Origin of the sequence: Leisingera sp. XS_AS12 (assembly GCF_041224635.1) — a bacterium.
GTDB lineage: Bacteria > Pseudomonadota > Alphaproteobacteria > Rhodobacterales > Rhodobacteraceae > Leisingera.
Map to the genome: position 1 here is coordinate 39,462 of NZ_JBGFGM010000107.1, position 20,572 is coordinate 60,033.

The 20,572-nt window shown below is 65.3% G+C and carries 20 protein-coding genes; 7 read left to right on the forward strand and 13 right to left on the reverse strand.

Features of this window, described 5'->3' with window-relative positions; translation table 11 throughout:
• Positions 1 to 91: 91 nt before the first annotated feature.
• Positions 92 to 1,300: a BCCT family transporter gene (locus AB9K35_RS14230; RefSeq protein ID WP_369927053.1), complete on the reverse strand. Its 1,209-nt coding sequence runs from the start codon at positions 1,298 to 1,300 to the stop codon at positions 92 to 94.
• A gap of 158 nt (positions 1,301 to 1,458) precedes the next feature.
• Between AB9K35_RS14230 and betI the strand changes: the two genes are divergently transcribed.
• Positions 1,459 to 2,037 (forward strand): transcriptional regulator BetI, encoded by a 579-nt coding sequence (betI, locus tag AB9K35_RS14235; protein ID WP_369927055.1) that lies wholly within the window; start codon positions 1,459 to 1,461, stop codon positions 2,035 to 2,037.
• Positions 2,038 to 2,064: 27 nt separating this feature from the next.
• Here the strand turns inward: betI and AB9K35_RS14240 are convergent, their stop codons facing one another.
• Positions 2,065 to 2,985 (reverse strand): DMT family transporter, encoded by a 921-nt coding sequence (locus tag AB9K35_RS14240; protein WP_222453965.1) that lies wholly within the window; start codon positions 2,983 to 2,985, stop codon positions 2,065 to 2,067.
• An 89-nt stretch (positions 2,986 to 3,074) separates the two neighbouring features.
• Entirely contained in the window at positions 3,075 to 3,677 is a 603-nt protein-coding gene (locus AB9K35_RS14245; RefSeq protein WP_222453966.1) for a LysE/ArgO family amino acid transporter, read from the reverse strand.
• Between the two features lie 89 nt (positions 3,678 to 3,766).
• Here AB9K35_RS14245 and AB9K35_RS14250 point away from each other — a divergent pair, with 89 nt between their 5' ends.
• Positions 3,767 to 4,651: a LysR family transcriptional regulator ArgP gene (locus AB9K35_RS14250; RefSeq protein ID WP_369927058.1), complete on the forward strand. Its 885-nt coding sequence runs from the start codon at positions 3,767 to 3,769 to the stop codon at positions 4,649 to 4,651.
• A 144-nt stretch (positions 4,652 to 4,795) separates the two neighbouring features.
• A complete protein-coding gene (locus AB9K35_RS14255; protein ID WP_369927060.1) occupies positions 4,796 to 5,644 on the forward strand; it encodes a hypothetical protein in 849 nt (282 codons plus the stop codon).
• Positions 5,645 to 5,810: 166 nt separating this feature from the next.
• Here the strand turns inward: AB9K35_RS14255 and AB9K35_RS14260 are convergent, their stop codons facing one another.
• The gene (locus AB9K35_RS14260; RefSeq protein ID WP_222453969.1) at positions 5,811 to 6,551 is read right to left on the reverse strand and encodes a YebC/PmpR family DNA-binding transcriptional regulator; all 741 of its coding nucleotides are present in this window, start codon (positions 6,549 to 6,551) and stop codon (positions 5,811 to 5,813) included.
• A 112-nt stretch (positions 6,552 to 6,663) separates the two neighbouring features.
• On the opposite strand from AB9K35_RS14260, the gene AB9K35_RS14265 reads away from it, so the two are divergent.
• Positions 6,664 to 8,439, forward strand: a complete 1,776-nt coding sequence (locus AB9K35_RS14265) for an SLC13 family permease (RefSeq protein ID WP_369927062.1) — start codon at positions 6,664 to 6,666, stop codon at positions 8,437 to 8,439.
• A 284-nt stretch (positions 8,440 to 8,723) separates the two neighbouring features.
• On the opposite strand, the gene AB9K35_RS14270 is transcribed toward AB9K35_RS14265, so the two are convergent.
• From AB9K35_RS14270 to mgtE, 5 genes are all read right to left on the reverse strand, one after another.
• On the reverse strand, positions 8,724 to 10,502 hold the full coding sequence (locus AB9K35_RS14270; protein ID WP_369927064.1) for an SLC13 family permease: 1,779 nt from the start codon (positions 10,500 to 10,502) through the stop codon (positions 8,724 to 8,726).
• Positions 10,480 to 10,644, reverse strand: coding sequence for a hypothetical protein (locus AB9K35_RS14275; RefSeq protein ID WP_222453972.1), 165 nt, complete (start codon positions 10,642 to 10,644; stop codon positions 10,480 to 10,482). Before AB9K35_RS14275 ends, AB9K35_RS14270 begins: the two co-directional genes overlap by 23 nt.
• Before the next feature lie 73 nt (positions 10,645 to 10,717).
• On the reverse strand, positions 10,718 to 11,530 hold the full coding sequence (locus AB9K35_RS14280) for a TIGR00282 family metallophosphoesterase (protein WP_369927067.1): 813 nt from the start codon (positions 11,528 to 11,530) through the stop codon (positions 10,718 to 10,720).
• 126 nt (positions 11,531 to 11,656) lie between these two features.
• Positions 11,657 to 12,229: a 5-formyltetrahydrofolate cyclo-ligase gene (locus AB9K35_RS14285; protein ID WP_369927069.1), complete on the reverse strand. Its 573-nt coding sequence runs from the start codon at positions 12,227 to 12,229 to the stop codon at positions 11,657 to 11,659.
• A gap of 9 nt (positions 12,230 to 12,238) precedes the next feature.
• Complete coding sequence (gene mgtE / locus AB9K35_RS14290; protein WP_369927071.1) at positions 12,239 to 13,627, reverse strand: magnesium transporter; 1,389 nt, start codon at positions 13,625 to 13,627, stop codon at positions 12,239 to 12,241.
• A gap of 139 nt (positions 13,628 to 13,766) precedes the next feature.
• On the opposite strand from mgtE, the gene guaD reads away from it, so the two are divergent.
• Positions 13,767 to 15,065, forward strand: coding sequence for a guanine deaminase (guaD, locus tag AB9K35_RS14295; protein ID WP_369927073.1), 1,299 nt, complete (start codon positions 13,767 to 13,769; stop codon positions 15,063 to 15,065).
• Positions 15,066 to 15,096: 31 nt separating this feature from the next.
• Here the strand turns inward: guaD and AB9K35_RS14300 are convergent, their stop codons facing one another.
• The 3 genes from AB9K35_RS14300 to AB9K35_RS14310 all read right to left on the reverse strand — a co-directional run bounded on the left by AB9K35_RS14300 (position 15,097) and on the right by AB9K35_RS14310 (position 17,888).
• Positions 15,097 to 16,440 (reverse strand): 8-oxoguanine deaminase, encoded by a 1,344-nt coding sequence (locus AB9K35_RS14300; protein WP_369927075.1) that lies wholly within the window; start codon positions 16,438 to 16,440, stop codon positions 15,097 to 15,099.
• Positions 16,441 to 16,553: 113 nt separating this feature from the next.
• Entirely contained in the window at positions 16,554 to 17,345 is a 792-nt protein-coding gene (gene hisN / locus AB9K35_RS14305; RefSeq protein ID WP_369927077.1) for a histidinol-phosphatase, read from the reverse strand.
• Positions 17,346 to 17,516: 171 nt separating this feature from the next.
• Positions 17,517 to 17,888: a helix-turn-helix transcriptional regulator gene (locus AB9K35_RS14310; protein WP_222453979.1), complete on the reverse strand. Its 372-nt coding sequence runs from the start codon at positions 17,886 to 17,888 to the stop codon at positions 17,517 to 17,519.
• 350 nt (positions 17,889 to 18,238) lie between these two features.
• Here AB9K35_RS14310 and AB9K35_RS14315 point away from each other — a divergent pair, with 350 nt between their 5' ends.
• Entirely contained in the window at positions 18,239 to 19,207 is a 969-nt protein-coding gene (locus AB9K35_RS14315) for an NADPH:quinone oxidoreductase family protein (RefSeq protein WP_369927080.1), read from the forward strand.
• Positions 19,208 to 19,258: 51 nt separating this feature from the next.
• On the opposite strand, the gene AB9K35_RS14320 is transcribed toward AB9K35_RS14315, so the two are convergent.
• Entirely contained in the window at positions 19,259 to 20,140 is an 882-nt protein-coding gene (locus AB9K35_RS14320; protein ID WP_222453981.1) for a LysR family transcriptional regulator, read from the reverse strand.
• A gap of 126 nt (positions 20,141 to 20,266) precedes the next feature.
• Here AB9K35_RS14320 and AB9K35_RS14325 point away from each other — a divergent pair, with 126 nt between their 5' ends.
• Complete coding sequence (locus AB9K35_RS14325) at positions 20,267 to 20,485, forward strand: DUF1127 domain-containing protein (protein WP_369927082.1); 219 nt, start codon at positions 20,267 to 20,269, stop codon at positions 20,483 to 20,485.
• Positions 20,486 to 20,572 lie beyond the last annotated feature (87 nt).

Consider the following 20,572-nt stretch of genomic DNA (forward strand, 5'->3'; position numbering starts at 1 on the left):
TAAAGGCGCCCGGCAGGCCCGAAGGCGCTGCCAGGCAGTGAAGGCCGCCCCCGTTATCGGGGAGACAGGGGGGCGGCCAAAGTGAATGGCATCAGTGGGCCAGTTTGATCTTTTCAAAGTCGAGGGTGTTTTCCTCCGGCGACGAAGTGATCGCCATGACCTCGCGGCGCTTGAACAGCACGATATAGCCAAGGCAGGCGACGTAGATGCCGATCACCACGGTGCCGATCCACTGGATCTGCAGCCATTGGCTCTGGAAGGCGACGGTAAGACCGAACAGCACAACCGAGTTGCCAAGGACATAGGGCAGCAGGCCAAAGCGCTTGACGGTCAGGTTGAGGTTGTCGGTGTAAAGGCGGATCAGCGAGTCAAACGAGTTGACCACGAAGATGATGCCCACGGCCACCATGGAGACGTTGATGAGCAGCGTCGTCTCGATGCTGTTGAGGTGGTAGTAGTAGAGAACCGAGAACCACACCGCCAGCGGGATCGAGGGGAACACCAAGAGCGACGCCAGCACCTGCCAGGTCTTCAGCCCGCCGACAAAGCGCGCGGTGAACTGACCGATCATGATCGACCAGGCGAACCACCAGAACAGGTAGAACTCGTGATAGTCGGTCAGCGGCAGGATGAACTTGTGAATGTTGGCGAAGTAGCCGCCGATGTTGGAGGCGGTGTCGGCGAATTCGCCCAGCCCCATGCCGGCATAGGCCCACATGCCCAGGATCAGCGCCGCGAACAGCGCGGTGGAGCCCAGCGACAGAATGCGCACGTATTTGATGTCGGTCGAGGAGAAGGCGGCAAACAGGATCACCAGGAAGGTGATGAGGTAGAACGCCGGGATCACCGTCTCGCCGTCGCCCATGAAGGTGGCGTAATAGGGCAGATAGATCAGGAACAGCGCGCCGGTGAAGGCGCAGGTGCCGACGATGACGATGTTGTTCAGCAGCTTGACCAGCGGGATTTCAAAGAACTTCACCCGCGGCTCGATCACGCAGAAATAGAACGTCGTCAGGAAGTAGAAGCCCCAGATCAGGAAGCCCCAGAAGCCGAACTCCAACGCCAGCGGGTTGGTGAAACCATAGGCCGGTTCCGCCGCGGTGTCCGCATAAAGCGGGAAATCCCACGCCAGCGGGAACATGATCAGCCCCACGTCCAGACCGGAGGTGAACAGGATGGCGATGAAGGTGAAAAGGTGAACCGGTGTCACGCCGACATTGCGCACGTTCCACCATTTGATCACGCAGAATGCCACCAGCGCAAAGGCCAGCAGGATCCCGAACGAGATGATTGTCGTCATATAGACCTCCCATTGCGGGGCAGTTCGCGCCCCTTGTCATTGAAAGGTGACATATCACAGACAGATGAACGGCCCAATGATTTTTTAAATGACCATTCAAGTTTCTGACTGACGGAACAGCAGTTGAAACAAGACCCCTTTTGCCGCACAAGGTTGACATGAGCAGAAAACGTATCCGCGACATCCGCAACGAAGAGCTGATCGAAGCCACCATCATCGCCGTGCACAAGCGCGGCTATGGTGTTGTTACGATGGCGGAAATCGCGCGCGAAGCGGGGGCGTCAGCAGCCTCGATCAACTATTACTTCGGCTCCAAGGAAGGGCTGATGGAAGCAACGATGCGCCATCTTCTGGGCAAATTGCGGCAGGCCATGGTCGAGGGCTATGCCACCGCGAACACGCCTCGGGAACGGCTCTACGCGGTGATGGATGCCAACTTCTCCGACGGGCTCTACACGGTGCCGCAATGCAGCATCTGGATGCAGTTCTGGGCCAATGCGCCCTATTCGCCGCGTCTCAGCCGGTTGCATCGAATCAACCGTGCCCGGGTGCGCAGCCATTTCCTGGCCGAGCTGCGCGCGCTGCTGCCGGACACCCAGATCGAAACCGCGCGCCAGGCGTTGCAATCCTACATGGATGGGGTCTGGTTGCAGGCCGCGCAGTCGGAGACACCGCTCGACCCGGCGGCCGCCCGTGCCGCGGCGCATCGGGTTGTCGACCTGGTGACGACCGCCTGAACCACGGGCCGCCGCGTCAGGCTCTGCTCAGGCGGCGGGCGGGTTGGCGATACTGGCCTGGGCGCGTTTCTTCATCACCGCCTCGCGCCACGCGATGAAGCTGACCGCCGCTAGGATCAGGCCACCGCCGGACACCACCCAGATGTCGGCAGGCTCGCCAAACACCAGCGCCCCCAGCAGCGTCGCCCAGACCAGCTGCAAAAAGGTGACCGGCTGCGTCACCGCCACCGGCGCAGCGGCAAAGGCCAGCGTCATGGTGTAATGGCCCGCGGTGGCGAAACAGGCGACCAGGAACAGCAGGCCCAGCTCCGGCAGTGTCGGTGTCACCCAGACCGCCAGCGCAAAGGGCGCAAGGCCGATGGTGACAAAGACCGACAGCATCGCCACCACAACGGCGGGGCTGTTGCTGCCGACGGTAAACTTGGCAATCAGGTAGGAAGCCCCAAAGGTGATCGCGGTGAACAGCATGGCGATATGGCCGGGCGAAATCTCGCGAAAGCCCGGCCGCAGGATGATCACCGCGCCGACCAGTGCCACCGCGATCGCGGAGATGCGGCGGAAGGCCAGCTTCTCGCCCAGGAACAGCGCCGCCCCCAGCGTCACATAGACCGGCGACAGGTAGTTCATCGCCGTCACCTCGGCCAGCGGGATCTGGGTCATGGCAAAGAACCAAAGGATCACCCCGGCGGTATGCACCACGCCGCGCCCGGCGAACAGCATCCAAAGCCGCGGCGTCAGCTGCGCCCGCCGCAGCGCGCCAACCATGGGGATCAGGAACACCAGCCCCAGCAGATAGCGCAGAAAGGCGCTTTGGGCCGGGGGAATGCGGTCGCCCAGATATTTGACCAATGCCGTCACCGCCACGAAGCACAGCCCAGTCACGACCATCCAGAACACACCTCTGAGAGGGTTCTGGACCGTGGCGGAGGGAATAGCTGTCTGGCTCATGCGGGCAGAGAACACCCAAACGGGCAGAGGATCAAGACTTCACATGTGAAATAGTTTGCAGCCGCGCCTGACGCCGCCCGGTGCAGCATTCACATCAGCAGAAGCTTGAGCGCAATCGCCCACATGGTGAGGCCGACAACAGCATCCAGAACCTGCCAGGCGCGCGGGCGGGCAAAAACCGGGGCCAGTAGGCTGGCGCCGTAGCCCAGCGTGAAGAAGAAGGTGAAGCTGGCGATGGCCGCCCCGGCGGCAAAGACCAGGGGTTGCGGATATTGCGCCGAGATCGAGCCAAGCAGAACCACCGTGTCGAGATAGACATGCGGGTTCAGCCAGGTCAGCGCCAGCACCGTGGCCAGCACCGGCCAGAGCGCGGTGCCAGTCCCCTCCCCCTCGGCCTCCAGCGCCGCGCCACCGCGCCAGGCGGCACGCAGGGCGCGGGCACCGTACCAGATCAGGAAAGCCGCGCCGCCCAGCCGCATCGCGGTTTCAAACCACGGCAGCGCCAGCGCCAGGGAGCCGAAGCCAAGGACGCCGGCGGTAATCAGCACCGCGTCAGACCCGGCACAAGTCAGGCAGATCCAGAACACATGCTGGCGGCGCAGCCCCTGTCGCAGCACGAAGGCGTTCTGAGCCCCGATCGCCATGATGAGGCTGAGACCAAGGGCAAATCCGGCAAAAAGGCTGGGCGGCATGGCGGGCTCCTGTGTTGTCGCGGGATTTGACTAACCGGCGCGCGCTGATTAATCCAGTTAAAGAAACTTAGGCCAGATTAGGAACGCTAATGCAGATGGATCCCAGCCAGCTGGCGGCGCTGAGCACGGTCCTGCGCCTCGGATCGTTCGACGCCGCGGCGCGGGCGCTGTCGGTGACACCTTCGGCGATCTCGCAGCGGATCAAGGCGCTGGAGGAGCGGATCGGCACCACGCTGGTGCACCGGGGCACCCCCTGCAGCGGCACCGCGGCGGGGCGGAGGATTGCCAAACACGCCGAGGACATCGGCCTGCTGGAGGCACAGCTGGCGCGCGAACTGGCCCTGGAAGGCGGCACGGACCCGGTCCGGCTGCGGGTGGCGGTCAATGCCGACAGCCTGGCCAGCTGGTTCATCGACGCGATGGCGGCGGTGGAGGGCGTGCTGTTCGACCTGGTGGTGGACGACCAGGACCACAGCGCCGACTGGCTGCGCCGCGGCGAGGTTTCGGCAGCGGTCACCGCCAGCACCCGACCGGTGACCGGCTTTGAGGCCTATCCGCTGGGCGCGTTGGAATATGTCGCCACCGCCAGCCCCGCCTTCATGGCGCGCTGGTTCGCTGCGGGGGTGACCGCCGAGACCGCAGCGCGGGCACCCTGCCTGATCTTCAACGCCAAGGACAATCTGCAACAGCTGTGGCTGGAGCGGAACGTGGCCGCCGGGCTGTCTCCGCCCGCCCATTTCCTGCCCTCGACCCAGGCCTTCATCGATGCGGCAGCGGCGGGGTTGGGTTGGGGGATGAACCCGCTGGAGATGGTGCGCCGGGACATGCAGGACGGCCGACTGGTGCCGCTGATCGCAGACACCACCCTGCCGGTCCCGCTGACCTGGCAGGTGGCGCGGGTGATGGCACCGGCCCTTGCCGACCTGACCCGCGCGGTGCAGACTTCGGCGCGACAGCATCTGGCCGCGACCTGAGGCCGGAGGCAGCACCACGGGAGGGAGTGCCATCCCAACAGGAAATCACGGCCAGAGCATCACGGCGGGCAGCGGCCAGAGCCGATCGCCCGGGGCCGCCCGTAAGACAGCGGCGTGCCGCGACTGCGGCGGCGGGCGGCAGCGATGAGCGCCCCGGCCGTCTCCCTGTCGCGCTGCCTGCTCCGGCAGTTGCTGCTGCCTCGGGCGGCGGTGGTGATCGGATGGCTGGCGGCGGCGCATTGGCTGGCCCTGCCCAAGGGGCTGGTGCTGGCGCTGATCGCCGCCGACGCGCTGCTGTTGTTGTGGCAGGCCCGCGCGGTGCTGCGCGGAACCGATGCCCATGTGGCCAGCACCGGCGCGATGGCCCCGGTCTGGGGCAGCTATCTGCTGGTGCTTCTGGCGATCTTTGCCGCGCCGGTGCTGTGGTGGGAGGCTCTGCTGAGCACCCGGGAAGAAGCCGCCCTGCCCTATGCCGAACAACGCCGCCAGAAACGTGAGGCCTTGTACCGGCTGACCCTGTCCGAGGATGGCAGCACGCTGGTGCTGGAGGGCGAGATCACCCACGGGCTGACCCGCCGCATCGAGGCGCAGTTGGCCGCCGCCCCCGATCTGCGCCGCCTGCAACTGTCCAGCGCGGGCGGGCTGATCTACGAAGCGCGCGGCACCGCCCGGCTGATCGCGCAATACCGGCTGGAAACCGAAGCCGCCGGGCTGTGCGCATCGGCCTGCACGCTGATCTTTGCGGCCGGGCACAGCCGCCGACTGGCCCCGGACGGCGCGCTGGGGTTTCACGGCTATGGCCTGATGTTTCCGGGCGGGCTGCCGCAGGTGAACCTGATCGCCGAGCAGCAGCGGGATCTGGAATTTCTGCAACAGCAAGGCATCCACGCGGACTTCGCGCGCCGGGCCTTGGCAACCGATCATCGCAGCCTGTGGCGACCGACCCTGGCCGAGCTGCTGGCGGCGGGGGTGGTGACGCAGAGCGGTCGCTGACGCGAGGCGGTGGCTCGCTGGATATCTCACCTGATCGTCCTGCTCCTTGGCAGGTCAGCGGGCCCCTTGGCGCGACAGCCTGCTTGTGCCGCGCTCCTCACGCGCCCTGAAATGAAAAAGGCAGCCACCGGGGCTGCCTTTGGGTCTCGTCAATCGCGGGCACGGATCAAAGCTGCGCCATCACCTCGTCGGAGGCCTCGAAGTTGGTGGTGACGCGCTGCACGTCGTCGTCATCTTCCAGCGCTTCGACCAGCTTCATCAGCTTTTGCATGCCTTCAAGGTCCAGCTCGGTGGTGGTGGTGGGCTTCCAGACCAGCTTGGTCGATTCAGATTCACCCAGCTCGGCCTCCAGCGCGTTTGCCACCTCGTTGAGGTCGGTGTCGGTGCAATAGATGATGTGGCCGTCCTCGGAGCTTTCGACATCCTCGGCCCCGGCTTCGATCGCTGCCATCATCACGGTGTCGGCATCGCCCACCGAGGCGGGATAGGTCACCTCGCCCTTGCGTTCGAACATAAACCCGACAGAGCCGGTCTCGCCGAGATTGCCGCCGTTCTTGGAGAAGGTGGAGCGCACGTTCGAGGCGGTGCGGTTCTTGTTGTCGGTCATCGTCTCAACGATCACCGCAACACCGTTGGGCCCGTAGCCTTCGTAGCGGATCTCATCGTAGTTCTCGGCGTCGCCGCCCTGGGACTTCTTGATCGCACGTTCGATCACGTCCTTGGGCACCGACTGGCTCTTGGCTTCTTTCACCGCCAGGCGCAGACGCGGGTTCTTTTCCGGGTCCGGGTCGCCCATCTTGGCGGCCACGGTGATCTCCTTGGCCAGTTTGGAAAACAATTTGGACCGCGCCGCGTCCTGACGGCCCTTGCGGTGCTGAATGTTTGCCCATTTAGAGTGGCCTGCCATGGTGCATCCTTGCTGCTGAATATCAGAATTGGCGCTCATATAGCCCGTGCCTCGCCCTGCTTTCAAGCGTCACAGCCCTTGTCGGCACACGCGGAGCGGCTAAGGTGGCGGAATGACATTCGATCAAGCCGTTCTCTTCGCCCTTTTTGCCGCTGTCTTTGCCCTGCTGATCTGGGGGCGCTGGCGCTATGACCTCGTGGCCTTTGCGGCGCTGATGGTCGGTGTGGTGCTGGGGGTGGTGCCCGCGGCTGAGGCTTTCTCGGGCTTTGGCCACCCGGCGACACTGGTGGTGGCGCTGGTGCTGATCGTCTCTGCCGGGCTGGTGCGCTCGGGCGCGGTGTTCCTGATCACCCGCACGCTGGTGGACAGCGCCAGGGGCCTTGGCGCCCATATCGCACTGATGGGCGGCGTTGGCGCGGTGCTGTCGGCCTTCATGAACAACGTGGCGGCGCTGGCGCTGTTGATGCCGGTGGACATCCAGACCGCCCGCAAGGCCGGGCGCGCCCCGGGGTTGAGCCTGATGCCGCTGTCCTTTGCCACCATCCTGGGCGGCATGGTGACGTTGATCGGCACCCCGCCCAACATCATCATCGCCACCATCCGCGAGGAACAGCTGGGCGCGCCCTTCCGCATGTTCGATTTTGCGCCCGTCGGGGCCACGGCGGCGATTGCCGGTCTGGCCTTTGTGGCGCTGGTGGGCTGGCGGCTGATCCCGGAGCGGCAGAATGCGGCCGGCGCCACCGAAGCGCAGCTCGCCCCCTATATCGCCGAGCTCACGGTCGGCGCCGAGTCCGAACTGATCGGTCAGCGACTGGGCACCCTGGACGAGGAGGCCGAAAAGGCGGATGTCGCCATCCTGGGGCTGATCCGCGACGGCAAGCGGCAGTACGGACGGGCGGCGGCGGCCACCCTGCGGGCGGGGGATGCGCTGGTCATTGAGGCCGAACCGGAAGCGCTGGACGAGTTTCGCAGCGCGCTGAAACTGGATTTCGCCGATGCCGCCCGGCAGGAAAAGCTGACGGCCGCGGGCGAAGGCCTGGAGCTGGTCGAGCTGGTGGTGCCGGAAACCGCCCGCATAAATGGCCGCAGCGCCCAGTCGATCGGGCTGGCCTGGCGTCAGAACGCGGTGCTTCTGGGTATTTCGCGGCAGGGCAAGCGGCTGACCCGCCATGTCCGCCAAAGCCAGATCGAGGCGGGCGACATCCTGCTGCTCTTGTGCCCACGCGGGCGCAGCAGCGACGTCACCGAGTGGCTGGGCTGCCTGCCACTGGCCGAACGCGGGCTGTCGGTGACGGCCAACGACAAGACCTGGGCCGCGATCGGCCTGTTTGGTGCCGCCGTGCTGGCCGCCTCGGTCGGGCTGCTGTATCTGCCGGTGGCGCTGGGGCTGGTGGCCATTGGCTACGTGCTGCTGAAAATCCTGCCGGTGGCGGAGATCTATGATCATGTGGAGTGGCCCGTGGTGGTGCTGCTGGGCTCGATGATCCCGCTGGGCGCAGCCTTGGAGACCTCGGGGGGCACGCTGCTGATCGCCAACGCGCTGACCGGGCTGACCGCGGGCCTGCCAGCCTGGGCCGTACTGGCGGTGCTGATGGTGGTCACGATGACCCTGTCGGATGTGCTGAACAATACGGCCACGGCGATTGTCGCGGCCCCGGTGGCGATCCAGATGGCTGATACCCTGGGGGTCTCGCCCGATCCTTTCCTGATGGCGGTGGCGGTGGCGGCCTCGGCCGCGTTCCTGACCCCCATCGGGCACAAGAACAACACGCTGGTGCTGGGTCCGGGGGGCTATCGGTTTGGGGATTACTGGCGCATGGGTCTGCCGCTGGAAGTGCTGGTCATCGCCGTGTCGATCCCGGCGATCCTGCTGTTCTGGCCCTTGTGAGCCAACCTGTCAGCGAACCTATGCGCCACGTGCACGCGGCCATCGCCAAGGTTGAGAGCAGACACCCAAGTCCAGAACGGTTGCGGCGTTGTTGCGGCGGGCTGGCCGGCCTCGACGCTCTCGACCTGCAACGCCCGCGAGCCCAAGGCGATCGCCGTTGAGCCCACCAGAACGGTAACCAAAAAGATATTCCTGAAATTCACTGCCGCGTCCCTGTACGTATCTTGCTTTGCAGCTCAACGCGCCGGGGCGCAGAAAGTTCCGTCGCCCTGCCGAAGGCCTGCTCAGAGCGGCCAGATGAAGGGGATCAGCAGCGAGGCCAGCAGGCCCACGGTGAGGTTCAGCGGGATGCCGACACGCAGGAAGTCGGTGAACTTGTAACCACCGGGACCATAGACCAGCATGTTGGTCTGGTAGCCGATCGGCGTGGCAAAACTGGCCGAGGCCGCGACCATGACCGCCACCACCAGCGGCCGGGGATCCACCCCCATCGCCTGCGCAAGGCCGATGGCAATCGGCGTCACCACCACGGCAACGGCGTTGTTAGAAACCAGCTCAGTCAGGATCGAGGTCAGCAGGTAGACCGCCCAGACCAGCAGGAACGGCGGCAGCATCGACAAGCCGGGGGCAAGGGCGTTGACAATCAGGCTGACCGCGCCGGAGCTTTCCAGCGCCGCCCCGATGGCCAGCATCGAAAAGATCAGGGCAAGGAGCCTTCCGTCGATGAAGGAGAACGCCTCATCCGCGTCGATGCAGCGGGTGATGAAGACCAGCGTCACGGCGAACAGCGAGAGCATCAGGATCGGCGCGACGCCGAAGGCCGCCAGGATCACGATGGACAGCAGCGCCACCATCGCAATCGGCGCATGGCTGCGGCGGTAGGCGCGCTGGGTCGGTTGCGACACATCGGCCAGATCCATGTCCGAAGCCAGCCGCTGAATGTCGGCGGGCGCGCCCTCCAGCAGCAGGGTGTCGCCGACCCGCACCACCAGGTCGTCGAGTTGCACGCCGATGTTCTGGTTACGTCGGTGCACCGCCAGCGTGTAGACGCCGTAACGGCGCCGCAGGCGCATCGCCCCGAGGCTGCGACCCACCATGCGGCAGCCCGGCGTGATCAGCACCTCGACGGTCTGGGTCTCCACCGCGGACACCTGGTCGACGCGCTTGAGTTCCTTGTTGGATTGCAGGCTCAGCAATTCGGTCATCTTGGTGCGCAGCACCACCCGGTCGCCAACCTGCAACTCGACCCCTTTCAGGTTGCGGCGCAGCGACTCGTCGCCACGGATCACGTCGATCAGACGCACACCGGGGCGCTTGAACAGCTGCACGCCGGTCACTTCGCGGCCAATCAGGTTGCTGTCCGGCGGGATCACCGCCTCGGTGAAGAATTTCATCTTCGACTTGTCACTGAGCATCGCGGCCATGCTGTCGCGCTCGGGCAGCAGCCGTGGCGCGACAAACCGCAGGTAGACCATGCCGTAGGCCACCAGGATCAACCCCAGCGGGGTCACCTCGAAGATGGTGAAGGGCGCCAGCCCCTGCGCGCGCGCCACACCATCCACCAGCAGGTTGGTGGAGGTCCCGATCAGCGTCAGCGTGCCCCCGAGGATCGCCGCGTAGCTCAGCGGAATCAACATCTTGGAGGCAGAGACATTCAAGGTACGGGCGATCTGGATGAACACCGGGATCATCACCACCACCACCGGCGTGTTGGACACCACGGCCGAAGCCGCCACCACGAAAGCCATCAGCAGCGCCACCGCCAGCCGCGGGCTGACCTCGGCCTTGCGCTTGGCAATTTGCGTGAAGGCATCAAGCGCCCCGGTGCGCACCAGTGCGCCCATGATGATGAACATGGCAGCAATGGTCCAGGGCGCCGGGTTGGACAGCACCGGCAGCGCCTGGTCGTAGGGCAGCACCCCGGTTGCCAGCATCGCCGCCACACCGGTCATCGCAACCACCTCTGTCGGGTAGGTCTCACGCAGGAAGGCCAGGAACATGGCCAGGACGATCACAATCGCCACCACGGCGCTGCCGGAATCACCAGAGAGGAAAAGTTGCATCTACCGTGACTATGCCCATTTTGTTGTCGGCGCCCGCGCCGCGACCACGCGCACCGTTGCGCAGTTTCCCCGAAACCGGGTGGCGGAGCAAGGTCATCAGCATGCCACGCAGCCAAGTGCTGGTATTGAGGATCTTTTTCAAGATTTCCTTACCCCTGCAGGACAGAAGCGGCGGCAGCGGCGCAAATCCGGTCCGCTGATCCGCCAGGCGGCGATCAGGGGGTCGCCTCCTGCAGCAGCCCACCGTTGCGCACCATGCGAATCTGCTTGGCCGCGCCGGTGCGGTCATCGGTCTCGACAAACACACCGGACAAGGTCGCCTCGCCATTGGCCGGGGTGAAGCGCGCCTTCGGCATGCCGGTCAGGAAGCGGCGCATCGGCTCGGCCTTGTCCATGCCGATGACCGAATTGTAGTCACCGCACATGCCCGCATCCGTCAGGTAGCCCGTCCCTTCGGAGAGGATCTGCGCATCCGCCGTCGGCACATGCGTATGGGTGCCCACCACCAGCGACGCACGACCATTGCAGAAGTGGCCCATGGCCATCTTCTCGGAAGTCGCTTCGCAATGCACATCAACGATGATCGCCTGCGCCAGCCCGCCCCGGGGGTGTGATTTCAGCACCGCCTCGACCGCCCCGAACGGGTCGTCAAAGGCCCGTTTCATGAACACCTGCCCAAGCACCTGCAGCACCAGCACCTTGCGCCCTCCGGGGGCGTCAAACAGCCGATAGCCACGGCCCGGCGCGCCCTTGGCAAAGTTCAGAGGCCGGATGAGGCGCGGCTCCTTCTCGATGAACTGCAGCATGTCCTTCTGGTCGAAGGCATGATCGCCGAGCGTCAGGCAGTCGACGCCCGCATCCAGCAGCAGCTTTGCGTGTTCACCGCTCAGCCCCATGCCATTGGAGGCGTTTTCGCCGTTCACCACTACAAAATCGAGCCGCCATTCCTCACGCAGACGCGGCAGGGTTTCGGTGATGGCGCGGCGCCCGGCGCGGCCCATCACATCGCCAAGAAACAGAATTCGCATGTCGGGTTGGTACGCTGAAGCCGACCGCGGAACAAGGGCCGCGACGGCCGAGCAAAACCATTCAGGATGGTTTTGCCACAGTTTTTTACCGTGAACCGGACCGGCGCAGGCAGCCCGGTGGGGAGATCAGCGGTCAAACTGCAGGACGCGGCTTTCGGTGACCACAATGTCAAGCGGCTGGTCGGTCGGCTCCAGCGGCAGGTCTTCGGCCTCCTGCGCGTCGAAGGCAAAGCCGATCGCGAGGGTCGCACGCTTGCTGCGCAACAGTTCCAGCGTGCGGTCATAGAAACCGCCGCCATAGCCCAGTCGTCCGCCATTGGCATCAAAGGCAACCAGCGGCACCACCAGGATCTCCGGCTCGAAGAAGTCATCGACCTCGGGCACCATCGCGCCGAAGGGGCCATCGCGCAGCGGTCCGTCCGGTTGCCAGCGGCTGAACTTCAGCGGCTGCCCTGCCCCGAGGATAACCGGCACTCCGACCGGTCCGTGCGCTGCGGCTTCGGCCATGGCGGGGCGCGGGTCGATCTCGGTGCGGATCGGCAGGAAGCCCGACAAGGGCACGCCCCGATATCCCGCCAGAACCTCCGACAGGCGCCCCGCCGCGCCGGGGATGTTGCGCTCGAACGCGGCCTTGCGGCGGGCAAAGGCCGCCTTGCGGGCGGCGGCCTTGATTTCAGTGAGATCAGCGGGGGTGGTCATTGCGCGCTCCTACAGCAAGACGGCGGCGGCCAGGCCGAGGAAGGCAAAGAAGCCCACCACATCGGTCACCGTGGTGACGAAGGCGCCCGAGGCCAGGGCCGGGTCAATTCCGATCTTCTCCAGTAGAACCGGGATCACCGTGCCCGCCAGCCCCGCGACGACCATATTGACCACCATCGCGACGGCGATCACGCCGCCCAGCGCGGGCGAGCCGAACCAGACCAGCCCGACCACCCCCATCACCAGCGCAAAGATCAGCCCGTTGACCAGGCCCACCAGCACCTCACGCCGGATCACCCGCCAGACGTTCGATCCGGTGAGGTCGCGGGTGGCCATGGCGCGCACCGCCACGGTCAGCGACTGGGTGCCGGCATTGCCGCCCATCGAGGCGACGATCGGCATCAGGACCGCCAGCGCCACCACTTGGGCAATCGCCGCCTCGAACTGGGCGATCACCAGCGAGGCCAGCACCGCGGTGACCAGGTTCACCGCCAGCCAGGGGAAACGACGCTTGGTGGTCTCCACCACCTTGTCGGCCAGCGAGCTTTCCTCGCCCACGCCGGCAAGGCGCAGGATGTCCTCCTCGTGTTCCTCGTCCAGCACCGCCATGGCGTCATCGATGGTGATGACCCCGACCAGCCGCCCCTCGCCATCGACCACCGGGGCCGAGATCAGGTGGTACTGGTTGAAGGCATAGGCGACGTCTTCCTCGTCCTGATCCGCCGGGATGACCTGGAAGGTGTCCTCCAGAAGATCGGCAAGCGGCACGTCGCGCTTGGAGCCCATGATCCGGCCCAGGGTGACATTGCCCACCGGGTGGGTGCGCGGATCGACCAGCACCACATGGTAGAACTGCTCCGGCAGGTCGTCGGATTCGCGCATGAAATCAATCGCCTGCCCGACGTTCCAATGCTCCGGCGCCATCACCACCGCGCGCTGCATCAGGCGACCCGCGGAGTTCTCCGGGAAGCTCAGCGACTGCTCAACGGCAACCCGGTCGGCAACCTCCAGCACTTCGAGGATGGCCTCCTGCTGGGGCTCCTCGAGATCTTCGAGCAGGTCGACCACATCGTCGCTTTCCAGCTCGCGCACCGCCTCTGCCAGCACGGCGGGGGCGAGCATGCCGATCACCTCTTCGCGGATGCTTTCATCCAGTTCCGACAGGATCTCGCCGTCGAACTCGCGGTCATAGAGGCGGATCAACCGGGCCCGCTCGGCTGAGTCGACCTGCTCCAGAAGGTCGGCGATATCGGCCGCGTGCAGGTGCTCCAGCAGCTCCGTCAACTGCTGTTGATCGCCCTGCTCCACCGCCTCCAGGACCTGGGAAACCAGCTGACGGTCCAGCTCATAGGCGTCCTCGGCGGGCGTTTCGCCGGTGATGTTGTCGCCGCTGCTCATCTGGCACCCCCAGAACTCTTGTGAATATCTGCAAAATAGAAGAAGCGGTTACCGGAAAACAATGTCCGTGGCATAATTTACCGGGGCTTGTGTGCCGGGTAACCTGCCATGGCCAATTTGGCAAGAAAGGGCTAAACAGATGGGCGCGGAAATGATCCTGAAAGGACAGGTTTTGAGCTTTGAGCGCTCGCCATTTGACGCGGGTCGGCCCGAGGATGCCTGCCGGATTGCAGAGGCGGTGGCGCTGCGCGACGGCCAGGTGGCCGCGGTTGGCCCGCTGGCAGAGCTGCGTGCCCAGATGCCGCAGGCCGAGGTCGCCGACCATGGCGCGCGGCTGATCCTGGCCGGCTTTGTCGATGCCCATGTGCATTACCCGCAGACGGCGATCATCGCCAGCTGGGGCAAGCGGCTGATCGACTGGCTGAACAGCTACACCTTCCCCGAGGAGGAGCGCTTTGGCGACCGCGCCTATGCGGATGAGATCGCCGCCCGCTACCTGGATCTGACCACCGCCCATGGCACCACCACCGTGTGCAGCTACTGCACCATCCATCCCGAAAGCGTCGATGCGTTTTTCTCCGCCGCGCAGGCCCGCGGCCAGCGGGTGGTTGCGGGCAAGACCTGCATGGACCGCAACGCGCCCCCCGGCCTGCGCGACACCGCGCAATCCGCCCATGACGACTCGGCGGCGCTGATTGCCCGCTGGCACCGGGTCGACCGGTTGGAATACGCCATCACGCCGCGGTTCTCGCCCACCTCGACGCCAGAGCAGCTGGAGGCCTTGGGCGCGCTGTGGGCCGAGCACCCCAGCTGCCTGATGCAGACCCATCTGAGCGAGCAGACCGACGAGATCGAATGGGTGCAGGAGCTGTTTCCGCAAGCGCGCGACTATCTGGATACCTACGAGGAGTTCGGCCTGTTGGGCGCGCGCGGGCTCTATGGCCACGCCATCCATCTGACCGAGCGGGAGCGCCATCGCTTGCGCGAATATGGTGCGGCGCTGGTGCATTGCCCGACCTCCAATACCTTCATCGGCTCCGGCCTGTTCGACATGGCCGGGCTGATGGCCGAAGGGCAGCGGATCGGGCTGGCCACCGATACCGGTGGCGGCTCCAGCTTTTCGATGCTGCGCACCATGGCCGCGGCCTATGAGGTCGGCCAGCTGCGCGGCACGCCGCTGCACGCGGCGCAGCTTCTGTGGCTGGCGACCCAGGGCTCGGCCACGGCGCTGCGGATGCAGGACAAGATCGGCAACATCGCCCCCGGCATGGAGGCGGATCTGGTGGTGCTGGACCTGGCATCCACCCCGGCGATCGCACAGCGCAGCGCCCGCGCCGAAGACCTGTGGGAGGCGGTGTTCCCGACCATCATGATGGGCGATGACCGTGCCATTGCCGAGGTCTGGATCGGCGGCAGGCGGGTGCAGGAGAGGCGCTGAAGCGCCTCCGCCTGCGGCGGTTTGAGTATTTTCAGAAAGATGAAGCCAGGGCGCGGGCCATCTCGCCGTGGCGTTCAATCAGGCGCGGCAGGTCGAGCGTGGTGATCTCGCCGCTGCGGATGATCTGCTTTCCTTCGACAAACAGGTGTTTCACCTGCGTCGGCCCCGCCAGCAGCATCGCTGCCGGATCCCAGCTGCCGCTGGAGGCGATGCCGGTGGTGTCCCAGATCGCGATGTCAGCCCGCTTGCCCGGTTCCAGTCGGCCACAATCCGGGCGGCCCAGCACATCGGCACCGCCGCGGGTGGCGATCTCCAGCGCCTCGTAGGCGCTCATCGCATCCGCACCGTTGGCGACCCGCTGCAAGAGCATCGCCTGGCGTGTCTCGGCGCTGAGGCTGGCCATGTCGTTGCTGGCGGAGCCATCGACGCCCAGGCCCACCGGCACGCCCGCATCGCGCATCGCGCGCACAGGTGCGATGCCGCTGCCCAGACGACAGTTGGAACAGGGGCAATGGGCAATCCCGGTACGGGTTCTGGCAAAGAGATCAATCTCTTGCGCGTCGAGCTTCACGCAGTGGGCGTGCCAGACGTCATCGCCGGTCCAGCCCAGCTCCTCGGCATATTGACCGGGGCGACAGCCGAATTTCGCTTCGGAATAGGCGATGTCCTCGTCGTTCTCGGCCAGGTGGGTATGCAGCATCACCCCCTTGTCGCGTGCCAGCAGCGCCGCATCGCGCATCAGTTCCCGGCTGACCGAAAACGGCGAACAGGGCGCAAGACCCACGCGGCACATCGAGCCCTCGGACGGATCGTGGAAGCCGTCCACCACCCGGATCATGTCGTCGAGGATGGCGCGCTCGTCCTCGACCAGGCTGTCGGGCGGCAGGCCGCCGTCGCTTTCGCCGATGCTCATCGCGCCGCGGGTCGGGTGGAAGCGCAGACCGATGTCGTGGGCGGCGTGGATGGTGTCCTCCAGCCGGGCGCCGTTGGGGTAGAGATAGAGATGGTCAGAGCTGAGCGTACAACCCGACAGCGCCAGCTCGGCCAGCCCGAGCTGAGCGGAGACGAACATCTCGTCCGGGGTGAAGCGCGCCCAGATCGGATAGAGCCGCTGCAGCCAGCCGAAGAGCAGCGCATCCTGCGCCCCCGGCACCGCCCGGGTCAGGTTCTGGTAGAGATGGTGGTGGGTGTTCACCAAGCCCGGCGTCACCACGCAGCCGCGGCCCGACACGGTCTCCCCCGCGGTTTGCAGCCCCTGCCCGACGGCGGCGATCTGGCCGCCGCGGACCAGCACATCGGCGCCATGCAGCACGCGGCGGGCTTCATCCATGGTCAGGACGGCATCAGCGTTTTGAATCAGGAATTCTGTCGTCATCACACACTCCTTTTGACAGCCCGCTTCATAGGAATGTGTGGGGCGCGATGGAAAACGGGAAAGAACCGCGCCGGTGCCGAATGTAAGGCGCTGGCGCGGGCTTTACAACCCGGTCAACCGGCGTTGAGACGCTCCAGTGCGGCGCGGTGCAGGTCCGGGTTTGCTGCTGCAATCACCTGGCCGCCTTGGTGCACCGGATCGCCCTGCCAATTGGTGACGACACCGCCGGCCGCCTCGATCACCGCGATGGGGGCCTGGATGTCGTAGGCGTTGAGGCCCGCTTCGATCACCAGATCCACCTGCCCCGCCGCCAGCAGGGCATAGGCATAGCAATCCATGCCGTAGCGGGTCAGTCGGACGCGGGCTGCGACGCGTTCAAAACCGGCCCGCTCCTCCGGGGTGCCGACCTCGGGGAAGGTGGTGAAGAGGATGGCCTCCTCCAGCCCGGCCGTTGCGCGGGTCTGCAGGGGCTGCTCACCCAACGGGCCGGTCATCACGGCCGTCCCTGGCCCGCCACAGAAGCGTTCGCCGGTATAGGGCTGGTCGATGACCCCCAGAAACGGGCCGTTGTCGTCGCCAAGCGCGATCAACACGCCCCATGTGGGCGTCCCGCTGATAAAGCCACGGGTGCCGTCGATCGGATCCAGCACCCAGGTGCGGCCCGACGTCCCTGCCCTCGTGCCGAATTCCTCGCCCAGGATCGCATCCTCCGGGCGCAGCTCTGACAGAACCGCACGCATGGCTTCTTCCGCCGCGCGGTCGGCGACGGTGACAGGGTCAAACCCCTCTGCCAACTTGTTTTCAGCGTTGAGACCGCGGCTGCGGAAATGTGGCAGGATGGCGGTGCGCGCAGCATCTGCCATCCGGTGAGCAACGTCGAGATCGGAAATATCGGGCTGTGTCATGCCCAAACGGGTGCCACCGGGCGGCCGTTATTGCAAGGAAAAATGACCGGCTCGCGCCAGCGCTCCGCTCCTTGCTTATGCCGGTGCCGTGACCGTTTGCGGCCAAACGGTATGCTCAGGACGGGACGACACCCGAGGGTATGATCCCGTCACTGGTCATCAACTGGGTGATCAGGCTGCGTCGCTCAGCACGCGGGCCAGTTCGAACAGGCGCCGACGCTGATTTTCAGGGATGGCATAGTAGGACCGCACCAGATCCAGCGCTTCCTTGTCTCCCATCAGATCTTCCGGGACGGCGACCTTGTCGGACGCCGCCTTGTCCTCTTCCTGCAAACCCTCGAAGAAGAAGCTGACGGAGACGTCCAGCGTATCTGCGATGTCCCACAGGCGGGACGCGCTGACCCGGTTCGCACCGGTTTCATACTTCTGAATTTGTTGAAACTTGATACCGACCTGTTCGGCAAGCTGCTGCTGTGTCATGCCAATGAGCCACCGACGGTGGCGAATGCGCTTTCCCACATGCACGTCTACGGGATGAGCCATGCGTCTCTCCTAAAACTGTAAATCCGGTCACCCCCGGATCGCCGCTTCCATCAAACCTGACCGTCCAGCGTCCTAATGCCGCCGGAACAAGGTTCCCCATCAGGGCGATCCAAGCTCAACCTCCAAGAAAAAGTCTACAACCATTGCGATTGAATGCAAGGCCGTAAACGCCCTGTGCGCAACGCGCACATTCAAATAGTTGATTTCCCATACCATTTTTCAAACGTTTTATTGACAAGTAACTGTAGAAGCCGCGCCTCCCCAAAAATAGCGAGGTGCAGCCCCCTGTGATACCTACCCAGTGTAGCCCGGCGAATCGCTTCGATTCCCGCACAAGCTGAGGAGACGACATGCAGGCCTTTCAGGTTAACAGCTTTGACGACCGCGCCGCCCTGACCACACTTGCCGCGCCCGAACCCGGTCCCGGCCAGGTTGCGGTGTCCCTGCGCGCCTGCGGGCTGAACTTCGCGGACCTGCTGATGCAGAAAGGCACGTATCAGGACACGCCGACGCCGCCCTTCACCCTTGGGCTGGAAGCGGCGGGCGTGGTCATCGCCTGCGGGCCGGAGGTGGCAGAGTTCTCGCCGGGCGACCGGGTGGCTGTCTTTGCCGGATCAGGCGGTCTTGCGGAAATCGGGGTGTTCGATGCCGACCGGGTGATCCACATTCCCGAGACCATGAGTTTTGAACATGCCGCCGCCATGCAGATCGCCTATGGCACCAGCCACATGGCCCTGGACCACTGCGCGCGCCTCCAGCCGGGCGAAACGCTGCTGGTAACCGGCGCCGCGGGTGGGGTCGGGCTGACCGCGGTGGAGATCGGTAAACTGATGGGCGCCACAGTGATCGCCCAGGCGCGTGACGCCGCCAAGCTGGAAGTGGCCGCCGCTGCCGGGGCCGACCACCTGATTGACGCCAGTGAGGATTTGCGCAGCGCGGTCAAGGCCCTGGGCGGTGCCGACGTTGTCTATGACGCGGTCGGAGGAGAGGTCTGGCAGGCCGCCTTCCGCTCTGCCAATCCCGGCGCGCGGCTGCTGCCGATCGGCTTTGCCGGAGGCGCCGTGCCGCAGATCCCCGCCAATCACCTGCTGGTCAAGAACCTGACCGTGATCGGCTTCTACCTCGGAGGCTACATGAAAATCCGCCCCGAGGTGGTGCGGCAATCCTTCGAGACGCTGTTCGCCTGGCACGGCGAGGGGCGCATCAAACCGCACATCAGCCATTGCCTGCCGCTGGAGCGGGCCGCGGAGGGGCTGGAGCTGCTGCGCGACCGCAAGTCCACCGGCAAGGTCGTCATCACCATGAACGCCGCCGACTGACGCGCACCAACACAAGCCGGGCGGCCACCCCGCGCCGCCCCGCTCTGCCGCTCAGCTGGCGACCCGCAGCGGCACCGAACGCAGGTTGGAGAAGCCCTGTCGGATCAAGCCGGCCAGCTCCTCGACATAGGGCGCGCGCACCTTGTCGCCGCCGTATAGGTTGATGTGCTGGCCCGGCAGTTCCGGCAGGGCGCCACCGTGGTCGATCAACTCCTGATGCGGCGGCTGAGTGCCCTCCAGCAGGACCCCCACCGCCAGATCGGCACTGACCGTGGCCTCCACCGTGCGGTCGGATTCACTGTCCAGTGCCATTTCCCAATCCCGCCCGGCCGCATCCAGCGCGGCCGTGGCCACGCCGCGGAAGATGCACTGCCGACAGAACCCCAGCCGCAGCGGTTGTTGCCGCCAGGCCGAGCCATTGACAGCGCCGACCCAGCGCAGCGGCATCTTGTGGATTGTCTCGCTGCCCGGCTCTTCGCCGGTTTCCGTCGTCAGGATCAGGTCCAGCTTGCCGCGGGAAAACCCGTCCTTCAGCTCGCGGGTGTTGGAGGTCACCAGGTTGACATTGACCCGCGGAAAACTGGCGTTGAACCGCTTCAGCACCTGCGGGATCGCCGGGTAGACGATGTCATGCGGCACGCCGAGGATCACCTCGCCCTCGAACGCCTGATCGGTGAGCCGCCCGATCACCTCGTCGTTCAGCGCCACCATGCGGCGGGCATAGGCCAGCAGCTGCTCGCCCGAGGCCGTGAGCGCGATGCTGCGACCCGACCGGTCCAGCAGATCCAGCCCCAACACCTCCTCCAGCCGCTTCAGCTGCATCGAAACGGCGGATTGAGTCAGGTGCAGAAAGCCCGCCGCCCGCGTCACACCGCCATGGTCCGCCACCGCCACAAAGGAGCGCAGGGTGGTCACATCGAGATTTCTAGCCATCACAACACCTGATGCTTGCCATCAAAAACATTCGTTTTGAAAATGTGCCATAAGCCGTCATATATATCAACATAATTGATTGCCCCGAAGGTAAGCATCACAAACCCACACCAAAGGATCCGCGCCATGCCGACCGTCACCCCTGCCCGCTCTTCCGCCTGCTGCCCGCCCGCCCGGCCCAGCCTGTCGCTGCGCATCGTGCAGCGGTTTGCCCTCTGGCGTCAGCGCCGCCAGCTCGCACAGCTGGACGCCACGCAGCTTGACGACATCGGCATCAGCGCCGAGGAGGCCCGTACCGAAGCCAGCCGGGGCCTCTGGCACGCACCGGACCACTGGCACCGCTGAGTCACGACTGCCAGCCTCACCCTCAATACGCACAAGCAGATACGGGTCGCCGCAAGGTGACCCGTATTTGTTGTTTTTTCCTGCAAA